At 67.8% G+C, this 19504-nt stretch carries 18 protein-coding genes and 1 tRNA gene; 8 read left to right on the top strand and 11 right to left on the bottom strand.

Annotation, left to right across the window (positions count from 1 at the left end; genetic code table 11):
- Positions 1-23: 23 nt before the first annotated feature.
- The 5 genes from thrC to HGB51_RS00135 form a co-directional block, all read right to left on the bottom strand.
- A complete protein-coding gene (thrC, locus tag HGB51_RS00155) occupies positions 24-1313 on the bottom strand; it encodes a threonine synthase (RefSeq protein WP_070207717.1) in 1290 nt (429 codons plus the stop codon).
- Between the two features lie 32 nt (positions 1314-1345).
- Positions 1346-2278 (bottom strand): homoserine kinase, encoded by a 933-nt coding sequence (locus HGB51_RS00150; protein WP_256123602.1) that lies wholly within the window; start codon positions 2276-2278, stop codon positions 1346-1348.
- Entirely contained in the window at positions 2275-4797 is a 2523-nt protein-coding gene (gene thrA, locus HGB51_RS00145; RefSeq protein ID WP_070207718.1) for a bifunctional aspartate kinase/homoserine dehydrogenase I, read from the bottom strand. The genes HGB51_RS00150 and thrA overlap by 4 nt, the downstream gene beginning before the upstream one ends.
- A gap of 351 nt (positions 4798-5148) precedes the next feature.
- The gene (locus tag HGB51_RS00140; RefSeq protein ID WP_070207719.1) at positions 5149-6096 is read right to left on the bottom strand and encodes a DMT family transporter; all 948 of its coding nucleotides are present in this window, start codon (positions 6094-6096) and stop codon (positions 5149-5151) included.
- Positions 6097-6169: 73 nt separating this feature from the next.
- Positions 6170-6898 carry an AraC family transcriptional regulator gene (locus HGB51_RS00135; RefSeq protein ID WP_070207720.1) on the bottom strand — a complete coding sequence of 243 codons (729 nt, stop codon included), beginning with the start codon at positions 6896-6898 and terminating at the stop codon, positions 6170-6172.
- Between the two features lie 121 nt (positions 6899-7019).
- Between HGB51_RS00135 and HGB51_RS00130 the strand changes: the two genes are divergently transcribed.
- A complete protein-coding gene (locus HGB51_RS00130) occupies positions 7020-7496 on the top strand; it encodes a GNAT family N-acetyltransferase (RefSeq protein WP_070207721.1) in 477 nt (158 codons plus the stop codon).
- A gap of 6 nt (positions 7497-7502) precedes the next feature.
- Here HGB51_RS00130 and HGB51_RS00125 read toward each other — a convergent pair whose 3' ends face one another.
- The 6 genes from HGB51_RS00125 to kdsA form a co-directional block, all read right to left on the bottom strand.
- Positions 7503-7790 (bottom strand): hypothetical protein, encoded by a 288-nt coding sequence (locus HGB51_RS00125; protein ID WP_084738920.1) that lies wholly within the window; start codon positions 7788-7790, stop codon positions 7503-7505.
- A 154-nt stretch (positions 7791-7944) separates the two neighbouring features.
- The gene (locus HGB51_RS00120) at positions 7945-8394 is read right to left on the bottom strand and encodes a PA2169 family four-helix-bundle protein (RefSeq protein WP_070207723.1); all 450 of its coding nucleotides are present in this window, start codon (positions 8392-8394) and stop codon (positions 7945-7947) included.
- A 532-nt stretch (positions 8395-8926) separates the two neighbouring features.
- The gene (locus HGB51_RS00115) at positions 8927-10309 is read right to left on the bottom strand and encodes a DUF1214 domain-containing protein (RefSeq protein WP_070207724.1); all 1383 of its coding nucleotides are present in this window, start codon (positions 10307-10309) and stop codon (positions 8927-8929) included.
- Positions 10306-11718, bottom strand: a complete 1413-nt coding sequence (locus tag HGB51_RS00110) for a DUF1254 domain-containing protein (protein WP_216666698.1) — start codon at positions 11716-11718, stop codon at positions 10306-10308. The genes HGB51_RS00115 and HGB51_RS00110 overlap by 4 nt, the downstream gene beginning before the upstream one ends.
- A 114-nt stretch (positions 11719-11832) precedes the next feature.
- Positions 11833-11909 (bottom strand) — tRNA-Arg (locus HGB51_RS00105).
- Positions 11910-12033: 124 nt separating this feature from the next.
- Positions 12034-12879, bottom strand: a complete 846-nt coding sequence (kdsA, locus tag HGB51_RS00100; RefSeq protein ID WP_070207725.1) for a 3-deoxy-8-phosphooctulonate synthase — start codon at positions 12877-12879, stop codon at positions 12034-12036.
- Positions 12880-13048: 169 nt separating this feature from the next.
- Here kdsA and amaB point away from each other — a divergent pair, with 169 nt between their 5' ends.
- The 7 genes from amaB to HGB51_RS00065 are packed head-to-tail and all read left to right on the top strand — an operon-like array spanning position 13049 to position 19485.
- Positions 13049-14581, top strand: a complete 1533-nt coding sequence (gene amaB / locus HGB51_RS00095; protein ID WP_070207726.1) for an L-piperidine-6-carboxylate dehydrogenase — start codon at positions 13049-13051, stop codon at positions 14579-14581.
- Positions 14578-15339: an SDR family NAD(P)-dependent oxidoreductase gene (locus tag HGB51_RS00090; protein ID WP_070207727.1), complete on the top strand. Its 762-nt coding sequence runs from the start codon at positions 14578-14580 to the stop codon at positions 15337-15339. The genes amaB and HGB51_RS00090 overlap by 4 nt, the downstream gene beginning before the upstream one ends.
- A 52-nt stretch (positions 15340-15391) precedes the next feature.
- Complete coding sequence (locus HGB51_RS00085; protein WP_070207728.1) at positions 15392-15676, top strand: DUF4190 domain-containing protein; 285 nt, start codon at positions 15392-15394, stop codon at positions 15674-15676.
- Between the two features lie 7 nt (positions 15677-15683).
- Positions 15684-16454, top strand: a complete 771-nt coding sequence (locus tag HGB51_RS00080) for a class I SAM-dependent methyltransferase (protein ID WP_070207729.1) — start codon at positions 15684-15686, stop codon at positions 16452-16454.
- A 9-nt stretch (positions 16455-16463) separates the two neighbouring features.
- Positions 16464-17519 (top strand): quinone-dependent dihydroorotate dehydrogenase, encoded by a 1056-nt coding sequence (locus HGB51_RS00075; protein WP_070207730.1) that lies wholly within the window; start codon positions 16464-16466, stop codon positions 17517-17519.
- Between the two features lie 8 nt (positions 17520-17527).
- Positions 17528-18565 (top strand): UDP-N-acetylmuramate dehydrogenase, encoded by a 1038-nt coding sequence (murB, locus tag HGB51_RS00070; protein WP_084738922.1) that lies wholly within the window; start codon positions 17528-17530, stop codon positions 18563-18565.
- A 32-nt stretch (positions 18566-18597) separates the two neighbouring features.
- Positions 18598-19485: a DMT family transporter gene (locus tag HGB51_RS00065; RefSeq protein WP_070207743.1), complete on the top strand. Its 888-nt coding sequence runs from the start codon at positions 18598-18600 to the stop codon at positions 19483-19485.
- Positions 19486-19504: the final 19 nt, after the last annotated feature.

The following is a 19504-nucleotide window of genomic DNA, read 5'->3' as shown; positions in this document are numbered from 1 at the left end:
GCCGGGCCCTGCCCGGCTGCTCCTCAGCCCAACAGAGACTCGCGCAACGCCGCGTAATGCGGCGGACACGGTTCAGCGTGCGCAGGGCGCTTCAACAGCGCTTCCAACGCTGGCGGTACCTCGATGCTGCGACCAATCAGCGGCTCCACCACCGACTCGAACTTGGCCGGATGCGCGGTGGCCGCCACCGCCCAATCGCCCTGCACGCCTTGCGCACGCAGCTGTTCAAGCAGCTTCACCGCCGTCGCCGTGTGCGGGCAGAACACCTCGCCCGCTGCTGCATAACGGCGCGCGATCACCTCGCGGATCTCGGCATCACTCACCGATGCGGTACGGAACCCGGCGCGCAGCGCATCGTCGTCACCCTCATGCAACCACCGCAGCCGCTCGAAATTACTCGGCGCGCCGACGTCCATCGCATTGGCCAGCGTCGCCACACTGTCCTGCGGCCGATAGGCCTGACCCTCGAAGAACCGAGGCAGCACATCATTGGCATTGGTCGCCAACGCGATCTGCCCCAGCGGCAGGCCCATCGCACGCGCCAGCACCGCCGCCATCGCGTTGCCCAGGTTGCCGGTCGGCACCACCAGATTCAGGACCTCGCCGGTGGCGGCGTGATGGCCCAGCGCCGCATGCGCGTAATAACTCATCTGCGGCAGCCAGCGTCCCAGGCTGATGCTGTTGGCCGAACTCAGCGGTACCTGCGCCTGCAGCTCGCGGTCGCTCAATGCCTGCTTCACCATCGCCTGGCAGTCGTCGAACGACCCCGCCACGCGCAGTGCGTGGATGTTGTCGCCGAAGCAGCCCAACTGGTGCGCCTGGCGGGGCGAGACCCGCCCGTCCGGATACAGCACCACTACCCGGATGCCGGGCTGCTGGTGGAACGCGGCGGCCACCGCTGCGCCGGTGTCGCCAGAGGTCGCGACCACGATGGTCAGTTCCTGCGCCCGGTCGCGCTGCAGCTGCGCCAGACTCGCGGCGAGGAAACGCGCACCGAAATCCTTGAACGCCGCCGTGGGCCCATGGAACAGCTCCAGCACGTGGTCGCCCGGGGTGGACAACGCCCGCAGTGGCGCCGGGAAATTGAACGCTTCGTCGCACAGCGCGCCGAGCTGCGGCGCCAGCGCGTCGCCGGCGAAGAACGGCTCAAGCACGGCCTCGGCATCACGCGCCAGGCTGCCCTGCCTGTGCCAGCGCTGCGGTTGCGGACGCTGTTCGGGCACATACAGCCCACCGTCGGGCGCCAAACCAGACGCGATCGCCGCACTGAGGGTAGCGGCCGGTGCCGCGTGTCGGGTGGAAACGAAATGCATGGAAAGTCCTGGAATAGGGAAGGAAGCCGCGCTCACAGCAGGCAGGCGCCGGGCGCGTTCAACGGAGAAACCCAGGCCTGGCTGTCGAACCCGGCCTCGGCGAATGCGCCCTGCACCGCCGCCTGTGCCGCCCGTGCCGCCGCTTCGCTGTCGAACCAGGCAAACACGCTCGGCCCGGCGCCGGAGATGCTGGCGCCCAGCGCACCGGCGGCCAGCGCCGCGTCGCGTGCCGCTGCGAAGCCTACGATCAACCCGGCGCGGCGCGGCTCCACCAGCACGTCGCGCAGGCCGGCGCGGACCAGGTCCGCGTCGCCCCGGAAGCACCCGCTGAGCACCAGCGCGAGGTTCGCGCTCTGCGCCACGAATTCCGGCAATGCATAGCTGCCCTGCAACGCGGCACGCGCACGGCGGGTTTCCAGTACCGCGTCGGGGTGTACCAGCAGACTGTGCCAGTGCGCGGGTACGGGGATCGGGACCAGCCGGTCGGCCGTGCTCAGCACCAGCCCGCCCAGCAGCATCGGCCCCAGGTTGTCGCCATGCCGGCCGCCGCTGGCCACCGCTTCGCCGGTCAATGCGAACGGGTACAGCGCCTCGCGCGAAAGCGGCGCGTCCAGCAGCGCATTGGCCGCCACCAGCGCGGCCACGCACGACGCCGCCGATCCGCCCATGCCGGAACCCAGTGCGATGCCCTTGTCGATTTCAAGTTCGAAGCCAAACGGCAGCGCGAGTGCATCGCACAATGCCAGCAGCGCCGCACCCGCCGTGTTGTCGGCCGCGTCCAATGGCAGGTCCACGGTGGTGCCACGGATCGCGAGGATGCGTACCCCCGGTGCCTGCGTGCGGCGCACCGTCACTGTATCGCCCACCCCGGCGATGACATGGCCGAGGATGTCGAAGCCCACCGCCACGTTGCCCACCGAGGCCGGCGAAAACGCTCGGGCCTGCCTTTGCACTGCCTCGCTCACAGACGCGCTCCTTCACCGGCGGCCACCCGCAGCACGTCGGCAAACACGCCGGCGGCAGTCACCTCCGGACCGGCGCCCGGCCCCTGCACCACCAGCGGGTTCTCGCAGTAACGGCGCGTGGTGAACTGCACCACGTTGTCGGTCAGGCGCAGGTTGGCGAAGGCGTGGTCGGCCGGCAGCTCCACCAGCCCCACCTGCGCGGCATCGGCTGACAGGCGGGCCACGTAACGCAACACCGCACCGCGTGCGCGCGCCCCGGAAAGACGTTCGGCAAACACCGCATCGACCGAATCCAGTCCCGCCATGAAGCCGTCCACGCTGCTCGCGCGCAGCGCTTCGGGCACCAGGCTTTCCACGGTGACCTGTTCCAGGCTCAGCTCGCGCCCGGCTTCACGCGCCAGGATCACCAGCTTGCGCGCAACGTCCACGCCGGACAGGTCGTCGCGCGGATCCGGCTCGGTGTAGCCCATCCCGCGCGCCTGCGCCACCAATTCGGAGAATGGCACCTGGCCGTCGTACTTGTTGAACAGCCAGGCCAGCGTGCCGGAGAAGATGCCGTCAATGGCCAGCACCTCGTCGCCGGTGTCGACCAGGTCGCGCAGCGTGGTGATGACCGGCAGGCCAGCGCCCACCGTCGCCTCATAGCGGAAGCGTGCACCGCTGGCCGCCGCCGCGTCGCGGATGGCGTGGTAGCGCGGCAGCGGACCGGCGCCGGCCTGTTTGTTCGGTGTCACCACATGGATGCCCGCCTGCAGCCAGCCCGCATAGCGGTCGGCCACCTCGGCGCTGCCGCTGCAGTCGATGATCAACGCATGCGGCAGGTGCGCCGACAGCAGATGGTCGGTGAACTGGTCGAGGTCGGTCGCCTGCGCCTCGCCGGCCAGCGCAGCGCGCCAGTCGCCGGACACGCCGCGCGCATCCAGCCGCATGCGGCTGCGCGACGCCACTGCACGCAGCCGCAGGTCGACGTTGGCACGGGTCAGCAGCGTGGGTTGCGCGGCCAGCAGCTGGTCCAGCAGCGCCGCCCCGACATTGCCCGGACCGATCACCCCCACCGAGAACGTCTGCGGCGACAGCCAGAATCCGGCGTGCGCGGCACGCAGCGCCTTGGTCGCATGGTGGCTGTCCACCGCCACCGAGATGTTGCGTTCGGACGAGCCTTGCGCGATCGCCAGGATGTTCACCTGCGCGCGCCCCAGCGACTCGAACAGGCGCGCGGCCACGCCGGGCTGCCCCGCCATGCCGTCGCCCACCGCAGCCAGCACGCTGACGTTGTCGGTCAGCTGCACGCGCTGCACCTGGCCCAGGCTCAGCTCATGCGCGAAGGCGTGCAGCAACGCGTCCCGCGCCCGCTGCGCTTCGGCCTGGCGCACCACGCAGCAGATCGAATGCTCCGATGAGCCCTGCGAGATCATCACCACCGACACGTGCGCGTTGCGCAGCGCGGCGAACACGCGTTCGGCCGTGCCCGGCACGCCGATCAGGCCGGTGCCTTCCAGGTTGAGCAGGGCCAGGTCCGCACTGAGCGTCAGCCCCTTGATCGGACCCGAGGCGGTGCGTTCGGCGGTGATGCGGGTGCCGGGATGGTCGGGGTGGAAGGTGTTGCGGATGATGATCGGCAGGCCGCGCTCGATCGCCGGCGACATGGTCTGCGGGTGCACCACCTTGGCGCCGAAGTAGGCCAGCTCGCAGGCTTCGTCGTAGCTCAGTGCTTCCAGCTGCACCGCTTCGGGCACCACGCGCGGGTCGGCCGAGAGCACGCCGTCCACGTCGGTCCAGATATGCAGTTCATCGGCATTGAACAGGGCCGCGAAGATCGCGCCGGAGTAGTCGCTGCCGTTGCGCCCCAGCGTGGTCACGCGGTCGCGGCGATCGCGCGCCACGAAGCCGGTCGCCACCACGCGGGCCGCGCTGTTGGCCTCGCGCCAACTCGCCAGCCGCTGCGCGCTCTGCACCCAGTCCACATCCACGCCGAGCTCGCCACGGTCCACCACCAGCACCTCGCGCGCATCCAGCACCGCGCAGTCCTCGCCGATGCTGCGCAGGTAGTGGCCCAGCAGATGCGCGGAATAGACCTCGCCCAGGCCCTGCACACGGTCGAGCACTTCGGCCGGCAGCTCACCGATGACCGCCAGCGCACCCAGCACTTCGGCCAGGTGGTCGAAGCGCGCATCCAGCCATTCCACGGTGTCGCCGGCATGTTCGCCGAGCAGCGCCACCGCCGCGCCCCGATGGCGTGCACGCAGGTCGTGCCAGTCATCGCGCCACTGCGGTGCATTGTCCGCGGCCGCGCCGGCCAGTGCGATCAGCGCGTCGGTGACGCCCTTCATCGCAGAAACGACGGTGACCTGCATCGCTTCATCGCGCGCAAGCAGCAACTGCGCCACGTGGCGGTAACGGTCGGCATCGGCCACGGAAGTGCCACCGAACTTGTGCACAACGGTGGCGGTGGCGGCCTGCAGCGGAGAGGACGGTGCGGGCGATGCAGCGGCATCGGGTGAAGCGGCGACGATGGACATGCTGACCTCGAGTCGAGGCCCCGCGTCATTCAGGCTGAAGGAGACTCCCCGCAACCTGGTCTGGTGCGGGGCCGTTGTGTTCGGAAATTACGCGAAGACGACGGGCCGCACCAGGCGAGTGGTGACGGTGGTAATCGTGGTGGTACCGGTGGCCGGCGCAGCGCTGCGACCGCTGCCGTGGGAGGCAGTGGCAAACAGTTCGGCGGTGGCGGCGGCAAGGACCATGGGCCAAGAAAACTACGCCGACGCACCGCTTGTCAAGTGCTGCACTGCAAAAAGCCGATTGCGTCGATCAGCGGGTATCGTCGCGCAAAAAGTTGCGAATGTGACCATCCAGGCCGCGCAACGGACTCAGCCAGCGTGTTCGGCCACCGCACGTGGCGGCCGGTGCGCGTGGGCACACAGCAGCACGCCGGAGATCAGGCAGACGATGGCCAGGCTTTCCATCTCCGTGGGCCAGCGCTGTTGCCAGGCGAACCCGTACAGCAGCGCGAACAGGGTTTCGAACACGATCATCTGCCCGGTCAGGGTCAGCGGCAGGTTGCGGCTGGCCCGGTTCCAGCAGGCGTTGCCCACCACCGACGCCACCACCGCCACGCCGGCACTGATCACCCAGAACCACAGCCAGTCGACCGGTGCATGTGCCGGTCCGCGCACGAAGAACGCGCTGGGCACCAGCAGCAACGCCAGCGCGCCGGTGGTGACCCCGGTCAACAGCGACCAGTCGTGCCCGGACAGGTCCGGCCGCCGCGCCAGCCAGCGGCTGTTACCGATCGAATAGACCGCCCACGAGAACAACGCCCCGATCGCGCACAGCAGGCCGAACAAGCGCTGGTTGGCCGTGCCCTGCGCGTGTTCGGACTGCATCGCCTCATACCCGACCAGCGCGACCCCGACCAGGCACAGCAGCAGCGCCGGCGCCAGCTGGCGCAGCGGTACCGCGCCCTGCTCACGCACCCCGGCCACGGTCACCACCACCGGGATCAGGCCCACGATCAGCGACGCGGCCGCCCCGCCCGCCCACTGCACGGCCTTGGCCAGCAGCACGAAATACACCAGGTTGCCGGCCAGGCTCAGCCACAGCAGCCCGCGCCATTCGGCCATGCCGATGCGCTGGCGCAGCTCGCGCCAGCGGGGGGCGAGCAGCACCACGGCGATCAGGCCGTAGACCAGGTAGCGCCCGGCCGACAGCTGCACCGCACTGAAATGGCTCAGCACCGCCGGGGCCAGGAACACCACGCCCCACAACGCACCGGCGGCAATACCGTTGGCGATACCCACGCCCATCGAACGATTCATCAGGGGTCACGCGCCCGGCAACAGAAAGTCCGCCCCAGTGTAGGGACCGCCGTGCTGGCGATCTTGACCCAGGCTACTGCGAGGGGCGAAAGCGGCGGCGGTAGTCGGCCGGGGTCATGCCCCATTCCCGGCGCAGGGCGCGAGTCAGCGCGCTCTGTTCGGAATACCCGGCGTGCTGGGCGATGGCGGCGATCGGCACATCGCTGTCCGCCAGCCGCCCCCGGGCCCAGCGCAGGCGGCTGCCGCTCAACCAGGCCTGAGGACTGAGCCCGAACGCCTGCCGGAACAGGGCATGCAGGCGGCTGCCGCTCACCCCTACTTCGCCAGCGATGCGCTCTACCGGCCAGGCCTGGCCCGGATTCGCCTCGATGCGCGCACACACCGCCTGCAGCCGGGTGGCGCTGCCTGCAAGCGAAAACGCCTGCAGCAATCCGGGCAGCTCCGCCTGCACGAACGTCGCGTCCACCGGTTCGCCCACCACAGTGCCCAGCCGCTGCGCCATGCTGCGCACCCGGGCCGGAAGCGCCAACACCGGCTGTCGCTGCAGGCACTCCAGGGTGTCGTCATCGAACATTTCGGCCGGGCAGTCGACGATCAGGAAACGGTCGTCATCCGAGGCGGTCTGTGCGTGCCCGGCCATCGGTGCGACAAACGCGCCCTGCAGCAGATCCAGCCGCGCGCCCCGCCCTTCCAGCTCGAACGCCAGTTCACCGCGCACCGGCACCACCCACTGCGCGAAGGCGTGGCGGTCCACGCTGGAGGCGCGGCCATACTGGCGAAGGTTGAAAGCAGGTGAAGACATGCTCCGCAGTCTGCGCGCGGTTGCAGAAACCTGCAACGCGTCACGGTAGAGGCCCAAGGAGTGGGTGGTATAACGGGCCTGTCGCGCCGGAACACCCGACGTTCTGTACAGGGAGTACTGAATGAAATTCCTGACCCTGAGCCAGGCCCCGCAGTTGATGCCCACGGTTGCGCACTGGTACTTCGATACCTGGGGCGCCCGCGTGCCCGGGCACACCTTCGATGACGAGCAGCAGCGGCTGGAGGTGTTCCTGCACGACAACGAGCTGCCGATGCTGCTCATGGCCATGCAGGACGACACCCCCATTGCCGCCGCGCAGCTGAAATTCCACGAACGCACCGAGCACCCGCAGCGGCTGCACTGGCTGGGCGGCGTGTTCGTCACGCCGGAGCACCGCGGCCATGACCTGGCCAGCGCGATGATCGAAACGCTGATGCAGAAAGCGCGCGGCTACGGCGTGCGCGAAGTGTTCCTGCAGACCGAGCACGATGATGGCGGACTGTACAAACGGCTCGGTTGGGAACCGCTGGAGCGACAGACCCATCGCACCGGCGTGCCGGTCCGGATCATGCGCCGCGTCCTTCCGCTGGCAGGCTGAGCACCCTCAGCGGAAACGCACCGGCTGCGGCGCCGGGCGATCGGCCAGAGAACCCATGGTGAAGGTGTAGCCGGCCTCTTCGAGCAGCTTGCGCATGCGCAGCTCTGCGCGCTTGGGATACGCCAGCGAGGTGGGCGCATGCAGCGCATACGCGGTGGAGCGGCCCACCGGTTTGTCTCGGGTGACAGACGACTGGTTCGTCTCGCACGCGTTGGACCAGAGATTCAACAGCACCTGCGGTCCGATGGACTGGTTGTTGCCAAGACGAAGCGTGAGCCAACGCATGTGTTCCATGTGCATTCCCAGCGATATCGAAAATCGAGTATGCACCATATCCGCAGGTGCCGTACGCCGGGGTCTGGAAGGCGGAGCGGGCCGGAAACGCAGACGCCCCGGCTGAACCGGGGCGCCCGACAGGCGGGGCGGCGTGGGGCCGCCCGCCTCTCGATCAATGCTTCATGGCATGCTTGCGGGCGCGCATGACTTCATGCGTTTCCTGCACCAGCGGCAGCAGGCGGGTGACTTCCTGGCGCGCGGCCGGCGGGGTGTCGTTGTCGGTAAGGGTGTCCTTGAACGCCTTCAGCAGGCGGTCTTCGGATTCTTCCAGTTCGGCGACGTAACCGTACTGGGTGTCACCCAGGGTGGCGCGGACCTTGCCGTAGAACTGCTGCATGGAGCCGACCATGGTGCCGTGCTCGGCCGGCTTGCCGCCGGTGGCCAGCACGGTGCTGCTCAGCGAGTTGACGATGTCGGCCTTGACCCCGGCGATGCGGGTGAACAGCGAGGACAGCTCGGTGTCTTTCACTTTCCCGGCGGCTTCGGTGTAGAAGTCCTTGCCGTCACGAGCGATTTCGATCAGGTCATTGAGGGTGTGCGCGGTCTTGGATTCGGTGCTCACTGATTTCTACTCCTGGTGAAAAATTCTGGATGACCCGTGTCGGGGTGAATCCACTTTTCCGCATCGGGAATGAAGTCGGCGTGACCTCGAATCGCAGCGTTAAGTGATGTCTTTGCTGCGAAAAGACCAGGTTATTGATGTGTATTTACATGGAGACGTCGTCATCACGCACCGGTTCAACCTGAAACAAAAACGCCGCAACGAGTGCGGCGCAGAAGAGCGAACAACCTATAGCGGCTTGGGCGGCTCGGGCGCTTCCAGCGGCGGCCGATCCGGCGAAGGATCCCCTTCCGGGGGAGCCTCGGTCGGCGGCTCCTGCACGGGAGGTTCATTCGGCGGCGGCGCTTCTACGGGCGGCTCCGGCGCGACAGGTTCCGGCTGGGGCGCTGGCACCTGGCCGGTGGACTGCCAGGGAAACTCAAGAGGTGTCGCGTGGAGAGTCATGCGGGGTCCTGTGCTATGGCGTTGAGGCCACGCTGACAGGACCGCTGTAAAACCCCGGCGACGGACGTGTGCACGGGGCGTTGTTGCGTCACGTGTCGCTGCGGATCAGCGGCGGCGGGAAGTAGCTGCCGTCCTTGACCCCGCCGATGGGTCCATAGAACCGGAACGTGAGCCGGTAGTCCTTACCCTTTGGCGTCGGCAGCCAGTTCGGGTCAGGTGCGTCTTTGGGCTTCTCCGCGCCAAAGTACAGAGTCAACGAACCATCCGCGTTGTACTTCAGGCCGGACTCGCGATTGAGCAGGAAGCGTTTTTTCGGATTCGGCAGAACCCGTGCGAAGACCGGGTCGACCGCGATCACGGACCAGAAGTAATCGGCGAACGACGCGGGCAAAGCATCCTTCGGGAACGTCATGGTGTAGCTGTGATCGCCATTGAGCTGGGTGTTGGTGCTGTCAAGGTTGCCCTTGTAGTACACCACCGCATCCATGTTGTTGGCCCAGATCCCACCCAGGTTCACCAGGGTGCGTCCCAGCCAGTCATTCCCATACTCACCCGCGACCGACGGCCGTGCCCAGCCGTTCTTCAGCGTGCCATGCCCTACTGTCGGCGAGGCCTTGGCCAGGTCAGCATGCGCTTTTTCGCGCACAACTTTGTCCACGCGCGTGCGCTCGGCGGGGTCCTGGATGGCTGCACCAATCGAACGCGCCTTGGCCGCCACTGCTTCCATGCCAGGATTGAGATCCTGCTCGCTGTCCAGCACTGCGGCTGCCTTGTCGAACGCCTCCACGCCGGGCAGGTGCTGCTGGTCGAAGCTGGCGACTTCCGGCAGCGCAGGTGTCGCCGGCGTGCCGGTCGCGCGCAGCGTGAACTTCTGCTGCAGCGCCACGGCCTGGTCCCAGTTGTCGCCCAGCTCTACCCGCGCCAGCATCCGCAGGTAACGTGCAGGCACATCGATACGCACGACATCCGCAGGAAGCGTGACATTCGCCCCCTTCAGGCACACCGCGAACTCGCCCGACGGACGCTGCGCCTGGGTGCGCTCATTGATGTTGGCCAGCGTTTCGCCCCATCCGTTGAGGAACTGCACGGTGTAATAGCGGCCTGTGATTCTGGGCACTGTCACGATGGTGCAGCTGCTTTCGTCCAGCGCCACCCAGGCTTCGGAATAGGCCACGTCAAGGTTCGGGTTCGGCCACTCCACCGCGCCCGGCTTGCGGTGGGTGATCTGGTTCCACTGCATGCCCTCGGCGAGGTCGGCCTTCTGCTGGCGAAGTACCAGCAGGCGACCCAGCAGGTAGATCCAGGCGTCACTGATGTCCTGGTCGGTATAGGCCGGCGTGTTGGCAGGCGGTGCAGCCGCCGTCGCGGGTGGCGTTTCCGCAACCGGCGTCGCCTCGGGTGGGGTGCGGTTACATCCGGCCAGTGCGCCGCACACGACGACAGCCAAGGCAGTGCAGGCAATGCGATTCACGGCGCAGCTCCTTCGGGTTGCACAGCGGGCGGCGACCAGTCGCCATCGAGGATGGCCGCATCCGGCCAGTAGGTACGCACGTACAGCGAGAACGCCGCATCCGCCGGCGACGGCAACCAGTTCGGCCGCAATGCGGGATCAGCCGGTGGCTCGGACTGCACGTAAAGCGTTATGCCGCCATCGGCGTTGTGTACCAGGTCCTTGTTCTTCGTGCCCAGCGAAAAACGGTTGGCCGCATTGGGCACGAAGAAATGCTGCGCGTCGTACAGCGTGAGCGACCAGAAGCCGCGCACCGGCGGTTCGCCTGACGGGAAAGTCACGGTATAGCGCCGGCTGCCGTTGAGGCGCCCACCGTTCGCATCGAGGTCCTGGTAGAAGTACGTCGCCTCGTTGGGCTTGTTGACGTAGATATTGGATTTGGCGACCGCCGTACGCGTGAAATAGTCCGTACCAAACTGCGCACCATTGCGCACCGTCGACCAGTGCGCGGCCAGCGGAATTCCGAAGTTGCGAAACTCCAGCAGGGGCGCGATCAGCGCACGCTCGGTGTGCACCGCCTCGTCGGTGATCGCCGCCTTCAATGCTGGATCGCGCGCAGCCGCCTCGATCAGGGCCAGCGCCTTGGCGTACTGGGCTTCCTCACCCGGTAGCGGCGTGGTATCGGCGAGCACGGTCGGGAGCTCGTCCCAGAAAGTGGTGGGATCCACCTTGGGTGCCTCACTGCCGTCCGGTTGCGGCGGCGGTGCGGGGAAGTCCGGCGTGGCATGCCAATCGCGCGTCTTTACCGTGCCATCGAACTGCGACAACGGGTAAATGCCCATCTGCGAAAGCAGCGCCTGCACCTGCTCCCGATCCTCGGATGTATCGTCCAGGAACACCCGCGGGATCGCGTAGCCGCTGTTGGTGGTACTGCGGAACACCTGGCGGATGCCCGGTGGCGGCTCACCCTGCCAGTGCGGGCCCACCAGCAGGTAGAACCCCGGTTCGGTTCCGTACATGGCGCCCAGCTCGACAAAGCTGTCGGTGCGCGTATCCACCACCTGGTACACCCAGAACCGCGAGCCGAAGTCCGGCACCTGCACCACCACCGGCTCCACATCCAGCGCCAAGGGGCAGCCGCCGTACACCACGTCCTGATTGGGACAGGCTACCTCCCGCTCGCTCGGCGACACATAGTCGGTCAGCATGCTCAGCTGGTTCGGCGGCGCGGCTGGCAGCACCCCGCCCAGCCGCCCGGGCCCGGGCAGCGCCTGGAAGTTCACCCGCCGGTTATAGATGTTGACCAGCGGCCAGGCCCAGAAATACACGTCCCGGGCCACTGCCCGCGCATAGCCCTCGGTCAGCCGAGTGCCGGGCACAGGCCCGGGAATCCCGGCGCCGGGCGCCACTGCTTGATCATCGCCTTGCATGGGCCACATCCGCTGAATTGGAAGCCCCATACTGACCGTGCGGGTGCGAGTGCGACGTCTGAGGAACTACTGGTGTGCGGCCGGTAAAACTACGGGCCCTGACGCCTTTCAGAATGGTGACCCCGGCCCGATTCGAACGGGCGACCTTCCCCTTAGGAGGGGGACGCTCTATCCAGCTGAGCTACGGGGCCAATGGGCGGTGCAGGCGCGAGGCCTGGCCGCTGGCTGCAGGCACATTGCGTGCGTGCAGCTGTGAAGGATACCCACATTCAGCGACGGGACCAAGGCCGATCCCGCCGCGCAGGGCCTTTGGCCTCAGCGGATATCCAGCTCCGTAAAGCCCTTGACCAGTTCGTCCACGGCCTTGATCTGGGCCAGGAACGGTTCCAGCGCGCTGAGCGGCAGGGCGCTGGGGCCGTCGCAGCGCGCGTGGTCGGGGTCGCGGTGGGCTTCCAGGAACAGGCCGGCGAGGCCCAGCGCCATGCCCGACCGGGCAAGCTCGGCGACCTGGCGGCGGCGGCCGCCGGAGGCTTCGCTGCCCGCATCGCGACGCTGCAGGCTGTGGGTGACGTCGAAGATCGCCGGCAGGCCGCCGGTGGATTCGATCATTTCGCGGAAGCCCAGCATGTCCACGACCAGGTTGTCGTAGCCGAACTGCGAACCCCGCTCGCACAGGATGATGTTCTCGTTGCCAGCCTCGCGGATCTTGGACACGATGTGTTTGATCTGCGTGGGGCTCAGGAACTGCGGCTTCTTGATGTTGACCGCACGGCCGGTACCGGCGATGGCGGCCACCAGGTCGGTCTGGCGGGCCAGGAAGGCCGGAATCTGCAGCACGTCGACCACTTCGGCCACCGGCGCAGCCTGGGCCACTTCGTGCACGTCGGTGATGACCGGGATGCCGAACTGGCGCTTCACTTCCTCGAAGATGCGCAGCCCTTCGTCCAGGCCCACGCCACGATAGGACGCTATCGAGGAACGGTTGGCCTTGTCGAACGAAGCCTTGAACACGTACGGGATACCCAGCTTGCGGGTGACCGTGGTGAAGTGCTCGGCCGCGTGCAGGGTGGAATCGAGGTCTTCGAGGACGTTCAGGCCGCCAAACAGCACGAACGGGAGCCGATTCCCGACGACGACGCCTTCTGCAACGGTAACGTTCATTCAGATTCCTGGGGGGCGAACAATGACCGCAATTGTAGCGGCCCCGGACCGGTCGTGTGGCGTTGCGGCAATGCCCCGGCGGGCGTCCTGATAGAATGAGGGGTCTGCATGCCGCATCCCCCACCCTGCCAGCGGCTGCGCCCTTTTTCGATCCGCAACAGGAGTTTGCATGTCCTCTGACCTGCTCAAGGCGCTCGGCCTCGACGCGACCAACGCTGGCACCTACCTCGGCAACGGCGAGTGGTCCACCGCCACCGACGCCGGCGTGATCACCCCGGTCAACCCGACCACCGGTGAAGCCATCGCCCAGGTGTATGCCACCACCGACGCCGACTACGAAACCATCGTGGCGCGCGCCCAGGAAGCCTTCAAGGTGTGGCGCACCACCCCGGCCCCGCGCCGCGGCGAAGCCGTGCGCCTGTGCGGCGAAGCGCTGCGCGCCAACAAGGATGCGCTGGGTTCGCTGGTGGCACTGGAAATGGGCAAGAGCAAGCCGGAAGGCGACGGCGAAGTGCAGGAGATGATCGACATCGCCGACTTCGCGGTGGGCCAGAGCCGCATGCTGTACGGCTACACCATGCATTCCGAGCGCCCCGGCCACCGCATGTACGAGCAGTACCAGCCGCTCGGCCTGGTCGGCATCATCAGCGCGTTCAACTTCCCGGTCGCCGTGTGGGCCTGGAACTCGTTCCTCGCCGCGATCTGCGGCGATGTGTGCCTGTGGAAGCCGTCCAACAAGACCCCGCTGACCGCCATTGCCTCGATGAAGATCTGCAATGACGCGCTGCGTGGCGCCGGCTTCCCGGACATCTTCTTCCTGATCAACGATGCAGGCACGGCACTGTCGGAGAAGATGGTGGCCGACAAGCGCGTGCCGCTGATCAGCTTCACCGGTTCGACCCAGGTCGGCCGCCAGGTCGCCGAGAAGGTCGCCCACCGCCTGGGCCGCTGCCTGCTCGAGCTGGGCGGCAACAACGCGATCATCCTCGATGAAACCGCCGACCTGAAGCTGGCCATCCCGGGCATCGTGTTCGGTGCGGTCGGCACCGCCGGCCAGCGCTGCACCACCACCCGCCGCCTGATCGTGCACGAATCCATCCACGACGACGTGCTGGCCACGCTGATCAAGGCGTACAAGCAGGTCGAAGGCAAGATCGGCGATCCGACCGATCCGGCCAACCTGATGGGCCCGCTCAACAGCGACGGCGCCGTGCAGCAGTTCCTGGCCTCCATCGAGAAGGCCAAGGCCAGCGGCGGCACCGTGGAAACCGGCGGCACGCGCATCGACCGCGCTGGCAACTTCGTGCTGCCGGCCATCGTGACCGGCCTGAAGAACAGCGACGAAGTGGTGCAGCACGAAACCTTCGCGCCGATCCTGTACGTGATGAAGTACAGCACCCTGGACGAAGCCATCGACATGCAGAACGGCGTGCCGCAGGGCCTTTCTTCGTCGATCTTCACCACCAACCTCAAGACCGCCGAGCGCTTCCTGTCGGCAGCCGGTTCGGACTGCGGCGTCGCCAACGTCAACATCGGTACCTCGGGTGCGGAGATCGGCGGTGCGTTCGGTGGCGAGAAGGACACCGGCGGTGGCCGCGAGTCCGGTTCGGATGCGTGGAAGGTCTACATGCGCCGCCAGACCAACACCATCAACTACTCCGATTCGCTGCCGCTGGCCCAGGGCATCAAGTTCGACCTGTGAGCCACGCGCTCGACTTCAGCGGCCGCCGGGTACTGGTGGCCGGCGGCAGCAAGGGCATCGGCCGCGCCATGGCGCTGGCCTTTGCCTCGGCTGGCGCGGCGGTGTCGGTCTGCGCCCGGGGTGAACCGGGCCTGGCCGCGCTGCGCGAAGACGCCGCCGCGCTGGGCGTCCCGATGCACACCGAAACGGCCGACCTGGCCCGCCTGGAGGACATCGAACGCTGGCTGGCCAGCGCCGCCAACGCGCTGGGCGGCATCGATATCCTGATCAACAACGCCACCGGCTACGGCATGTCCGATGACGAAGCCGGCTGGGAAGCCAGCCTGGGCGTGGACCTGATGTCGGCCGTACGCGCCTCGCGCCTGGCCCTGCCCTGGCTGCAGCAGTCCAGCGACGCCTGCATCCTCAACCTGGCTTCGATCGCCGCGCAGCAACCACGCCCCGGCGCGGCGCCTTATGGCGCTGCCAAGGCGGCGCTGATGCACTACACCACCTCGCAGGCCCTGGCGCTGGCCCCGCACCGGATCCGCGTCAACGCCATCGCCCCGGGCTCGATCGAGTTCGAGGACGGGCTGTGGGCGCGCCGCCGCAGCGAAGACCCGGCGCTGTACCACGGCACCCTGGCCAAGATCCCGTTCGGCCGCTTCGGCCACCCGCAGGAGGTCGCCGACGCGGCCCTGTTCCTGTGCTCGCCGCTGGCCCGCTGGATCACCGGCCATACCTTGAATGTCGATGGTGGGCAGGTCTTGATGGGATAACGTCGGCTCTGGCCCTATCATTCCCTTGTCCGCCCCATCCCCCAGGAGCCGCATGAGCCTTCCGCCGCGTCAAACCAGCCCGATGGCCCTGATCAGCCTGATCGCCGGCATCCTCGGCTGGACCGCCCTTCCCTTCCTTGGCAGCGTGGTGGCCATCATCACCGGGCACATGGCCCGCGCCGAAATCCGGCGCCGCCCGCTGGAGCTGGAAGGCGACGGCCTGGCGCTGGCCGGCCTGATCATGGGCTGGGTGGTGGTGATCGGCAGCGTGCTGGCCGTGCTCGCCATCATCATGTTCTTCGGTGGCCTGGCCTGGTTCGTTTCCCTGCAGTCGTGAGGTGCCCATGAGCGGATCGGATCCCACCGGACGTTTCAGCAACCGCGTAGCCGATTACGTGCGCTACCGTCCCGATTACCCGCCGGCGCTGCTGGACTGGCTGCATCGCGAGATCGGCGTGCCGACCGAGACCCTGGTGGCCGACATCGGTGCCGGCACCGGCATTTCCACACGGCTGTTCCTGGCCAGCGGCCACCCGGTGATCGCGGTCGAGCCCAACGCGCCGATGCGCGAGGCGGCCGAGGCGCTGCTGGCCCATGAGTACCTGCGCCTGAAACTGGTGGACGGCACCGCCGAAGCCACCACCCTGGCCGACGACAGCGTCGGGCTGGTCAGCGCCGCACAGGCCTTCCACTGGTTCGACACCACCGCCGTGCACCGCGAATGGTCGCGCATCCTGCATCCGGGCGGGATGGCACTGGTGTTCTGGAACTCGCGCCTGCTCGACGCCTCACCATTCCTGGTCGGCTACGAGCAGCTGCTGCTGGAGTTCGGGACCGACTACACCGAGGTGGCCGAGCGCTACCAGGACGATGACACCATGCGTGCGTGGTTCGGCGACGGCCTGCGCGGCATCGCGCAGTTCCCGAACACGCAGACCATGGACGCCGACGGCCTGCGTGGCCGCCTGCTGTCGTCGTCGTACGCGCCCCCGCCGGGACACCCGCGCCACGCGACGATGCTGGAGGCGCTGCAGCAGCTGTTCGACGCGCATGCGGTGGATGGCAAGATTGCTTTTGAATACCAAACCCGTGCCTTCGTCGGCACGCTGGACTGACTGGACGCCATGTACTCGCTTGCCCGACCCTTCCTGTTTTCGCTGGACGCAGAGCGCGCCCACGGCCTGGGCCTGAGTGCGCTGGAACTCGCCTATCGCACCGGCACCACGCCGCTGATGGCGCGCCGCCCCGCCCCGCTGCCGACCAACGCATTCGGCCTGCGCTTCCCCAATCCGGTCGGCCTGGCCGCCGGGCTGGACAAGAACGGCGAGCACATCGACGCGCTGTTCGCGCTCGGCTTCGGCTTCGTGGAGATCGGCACCATCACCCCGCGACCGCAGGAAGGCAACCCGAAGCCGCGCCTGTTCCGGCTGCCTGCGCACCAGGCGATCATCAACCGCATGGGCTTCAACAACCAGGGCGTGGATGCGCTGGTGCGCAACGTGGAACGCGCCCAGCGTCGCGACGGCCTGCTGGGCATCAACATCGGCAAGAACAAGGACACCCCCAACGAGCAGGCGTTCGACGATTACCAGCACTGCCTGCAGAAGGTGTATCCGCTGGCCGACTACATCACCGTCAACATCTCCTCGCCCAACACCGCCGGCCTGCGCGAACTGCAGGAAGAAACCGCGCTGCGCCAGCTGGTCTCGCAGCTGCGCGAAAGCCAGGAAGCGCTGGCGGCCAGGCATGGCAAGCGCGTGCCGATGCTGGTCAAGGTCGCCCCGGACCTGAGCGACCGCGACATCGACGCCGCCGCGCGCGTGCTCGGCGAATTGAAGGTCGACGGCGTGATCGCCACCAACACCACCATCGACCGCAGCGCAGTGGCCGGCGATCCGCGGGCCAGCGAAGCCGGCGGCCTGTCCGGCGCGCCGCTGCTGGGCCAGTCCACCCTGGTGCTGCGCCGCCTGCGCGCGCGCCTGCCCGAATCCACCCCGTTGATCGGTGTCGGTGGCATCCAGTCCGGTGCCGATGCCGTGGCCAAGATGGCCGCCGGCGCGGCACTGGTGCAGTGCTACAGCGGCCTGATCTTCCGGGGCCCTGCCCTGGTGCAAGACTGCGTCGAGGCCATCCGCCGTCGTCGCGAAGCCCCCAGCCGCGGCGCGGTGGCCCCCCTGTGAGTACTGCAATGCCTGCCTGGTCGCTGACCGAAAATGCCTCGCTGAAGGCCCTCAATACGTTCCATGTCGACGCCAGCGCCGAACAGCTGCTGGAACTGCACGACCCGACCCTGTTGCCCGAGGTGCTGGCCCATCCGCACGTCGCGGGCAAGCCGCTGCTCGTACTGGGTAGCGGCAGCAACGTGCTGCTCGCCGATAACGTGCCCGGCACCGTGCTGGTGTTTGCCAACCGCAGCATCGAAGAACTGGAGCACCGGGCCGACTACACCGTGGTCCGCGCCGGTGCCGGGGTCAACTGGCATGGGCTGGTGATGTGGTCGCTGCAGAACGGGCTGTCCGGGCTTGAGAACCTGGCGCTGATTCCCGGCACCTGCGGTGCCGCGTCGATCCAGAACATCGGTGCCTACGGCGTGCAGGTCGACGAATTCATCCAGGCGGTGGACGCCTGGGATCGCGAGACCGGCGAATGGGTGCGCTTCGATGCCGAAGCCTGCGCGTTCGGCTACCGCGACAGCGTGTTCAAACACGCGCCCGACCGCTACCTGATCACCGCCATCGAACTGCGCCTGCCGCTGCTGCACGACCTGCGCCTGGGCTATGCGGGCATCGCCGAGGAAATGCAGGCGATGGGCGTGGAGCTGCCGGTCGCGGCTGACGTCGCCAACGCGGTGATCGCGATCCGTCGCCGCAAGCTGCCGGACCCGGACGTGCTGGGCAACGCCGGCAGCTTCTTCAAGAACCCGGTGCTGCCGCTGGAACAGGTGGACGTGCTGCTGCAGCAGTTCCCCGAGCTGCCGGTGTACCCGGCCGACCAGGACAACCGGCGCAAGCTGTCGGCCGCGTGGCTGATCGAGGCGTGCGGCTGGAAAGGCTTCCGCGAGGGCGACGCCGGCGTGTCGCCGCAGCACGCGCTGGTGCTGGTCAACCATGGCAACGCCACGGGTGCGGAGCTGCTGGCGCTGGCGCGGCGCATTTCCGCGTCGGTGCTGGAGAAGTTCGGCGTACCGATCGAACCGGAGCCGCGCCTGATCGGCGCACAGTGGTGACCGCGCCGCTTGCCCTGCCCGCGCCGACGCCGATGCGTGCGGCGCTGCTGATGTTCGGCAGCACGATGGCATTCGGCCTGATGGCGATCGCCATCCGCTATGCCACGCGGCACGTACCGACCCAGGAAGTGGCGTTCTTCCGCAACGCGTTCGGCCTGGTCGCCCTGCTGCCGTTCCTGCTGCGCCCGGGCAGTTCACCGTTCCGCACCCGGCAGCTGCCGCGCTACTTCGTGCGCAGCCTGATCGGGCTGGCCTCGATGTTGTGCGCGTTCTGGGCGATCGGCCACCTGCCGATCTCGCAGGCGATCTCGCTGTCGTACTCCACGCCGCTGTTCGTAACCGTCGCCGCCGTCCTGTTCCTGGGCGAAACCGTGCGCCTGCGCCGCTGGGCCGCAGTGGTCTGCGGCTTCATCGGCGTGCTGATCATCGTGCGTCCTGGCGCGGAGTCGTTCAGTCCGGGCCTGCTGGTGGCGGTCCTGGCGGCGGTGTTGAGCTCGCTGGTCGCGATCCAGATCAAGCAGCTCACCCGCGTCGATGGCGCCGACACGGTGGTGTTCTACACCTACGCCTTCTGGGTGCCGATGTCGCTGGTGCCGGCCCTGTTCGTCTGGGTCTGGCCGAACAGCACCGGGTGGATGTGGCTGATCGCCACGGGCGTGCTCGGCACGCTGGGCCAGTTGATGTGGACGCGTGCGCTGCGCCTGGGCGAAGTCTCCGCGCTGACCCCGATCAGCTTCATGCAGCTGCCGCTGGTGGCGGTGCTGGGCTGGCTGCTGTTCGGCGAGACCCTGGACCGCTGGACCGTGATCGGCGCCGGCATCATCCTCGGCGCCAACGCCTACATCGCCCACCGTGAAGCCGTGCTGGTCCGCCGCGCCGCCTCCGAAGCCGCCAGCGCGGCCGCAAAACCCGGCGAGTAACCGCTCGGCCGAACACGGT

Origin of the sequence: Stenotrophomonas bentonitica (assembly GCF_013185915.1) — a bacterium.
Lineage (GTDB): Bacteria > Pseudomonadota > Gammaproteobacteria > Xanthomonadales > Xanthomonadaceae > Stenotrophomonas > Stenotrophomonas bentonitica.
This window is presented reverse-complemented; position numbering and strand designations above follow the sequence as displayed.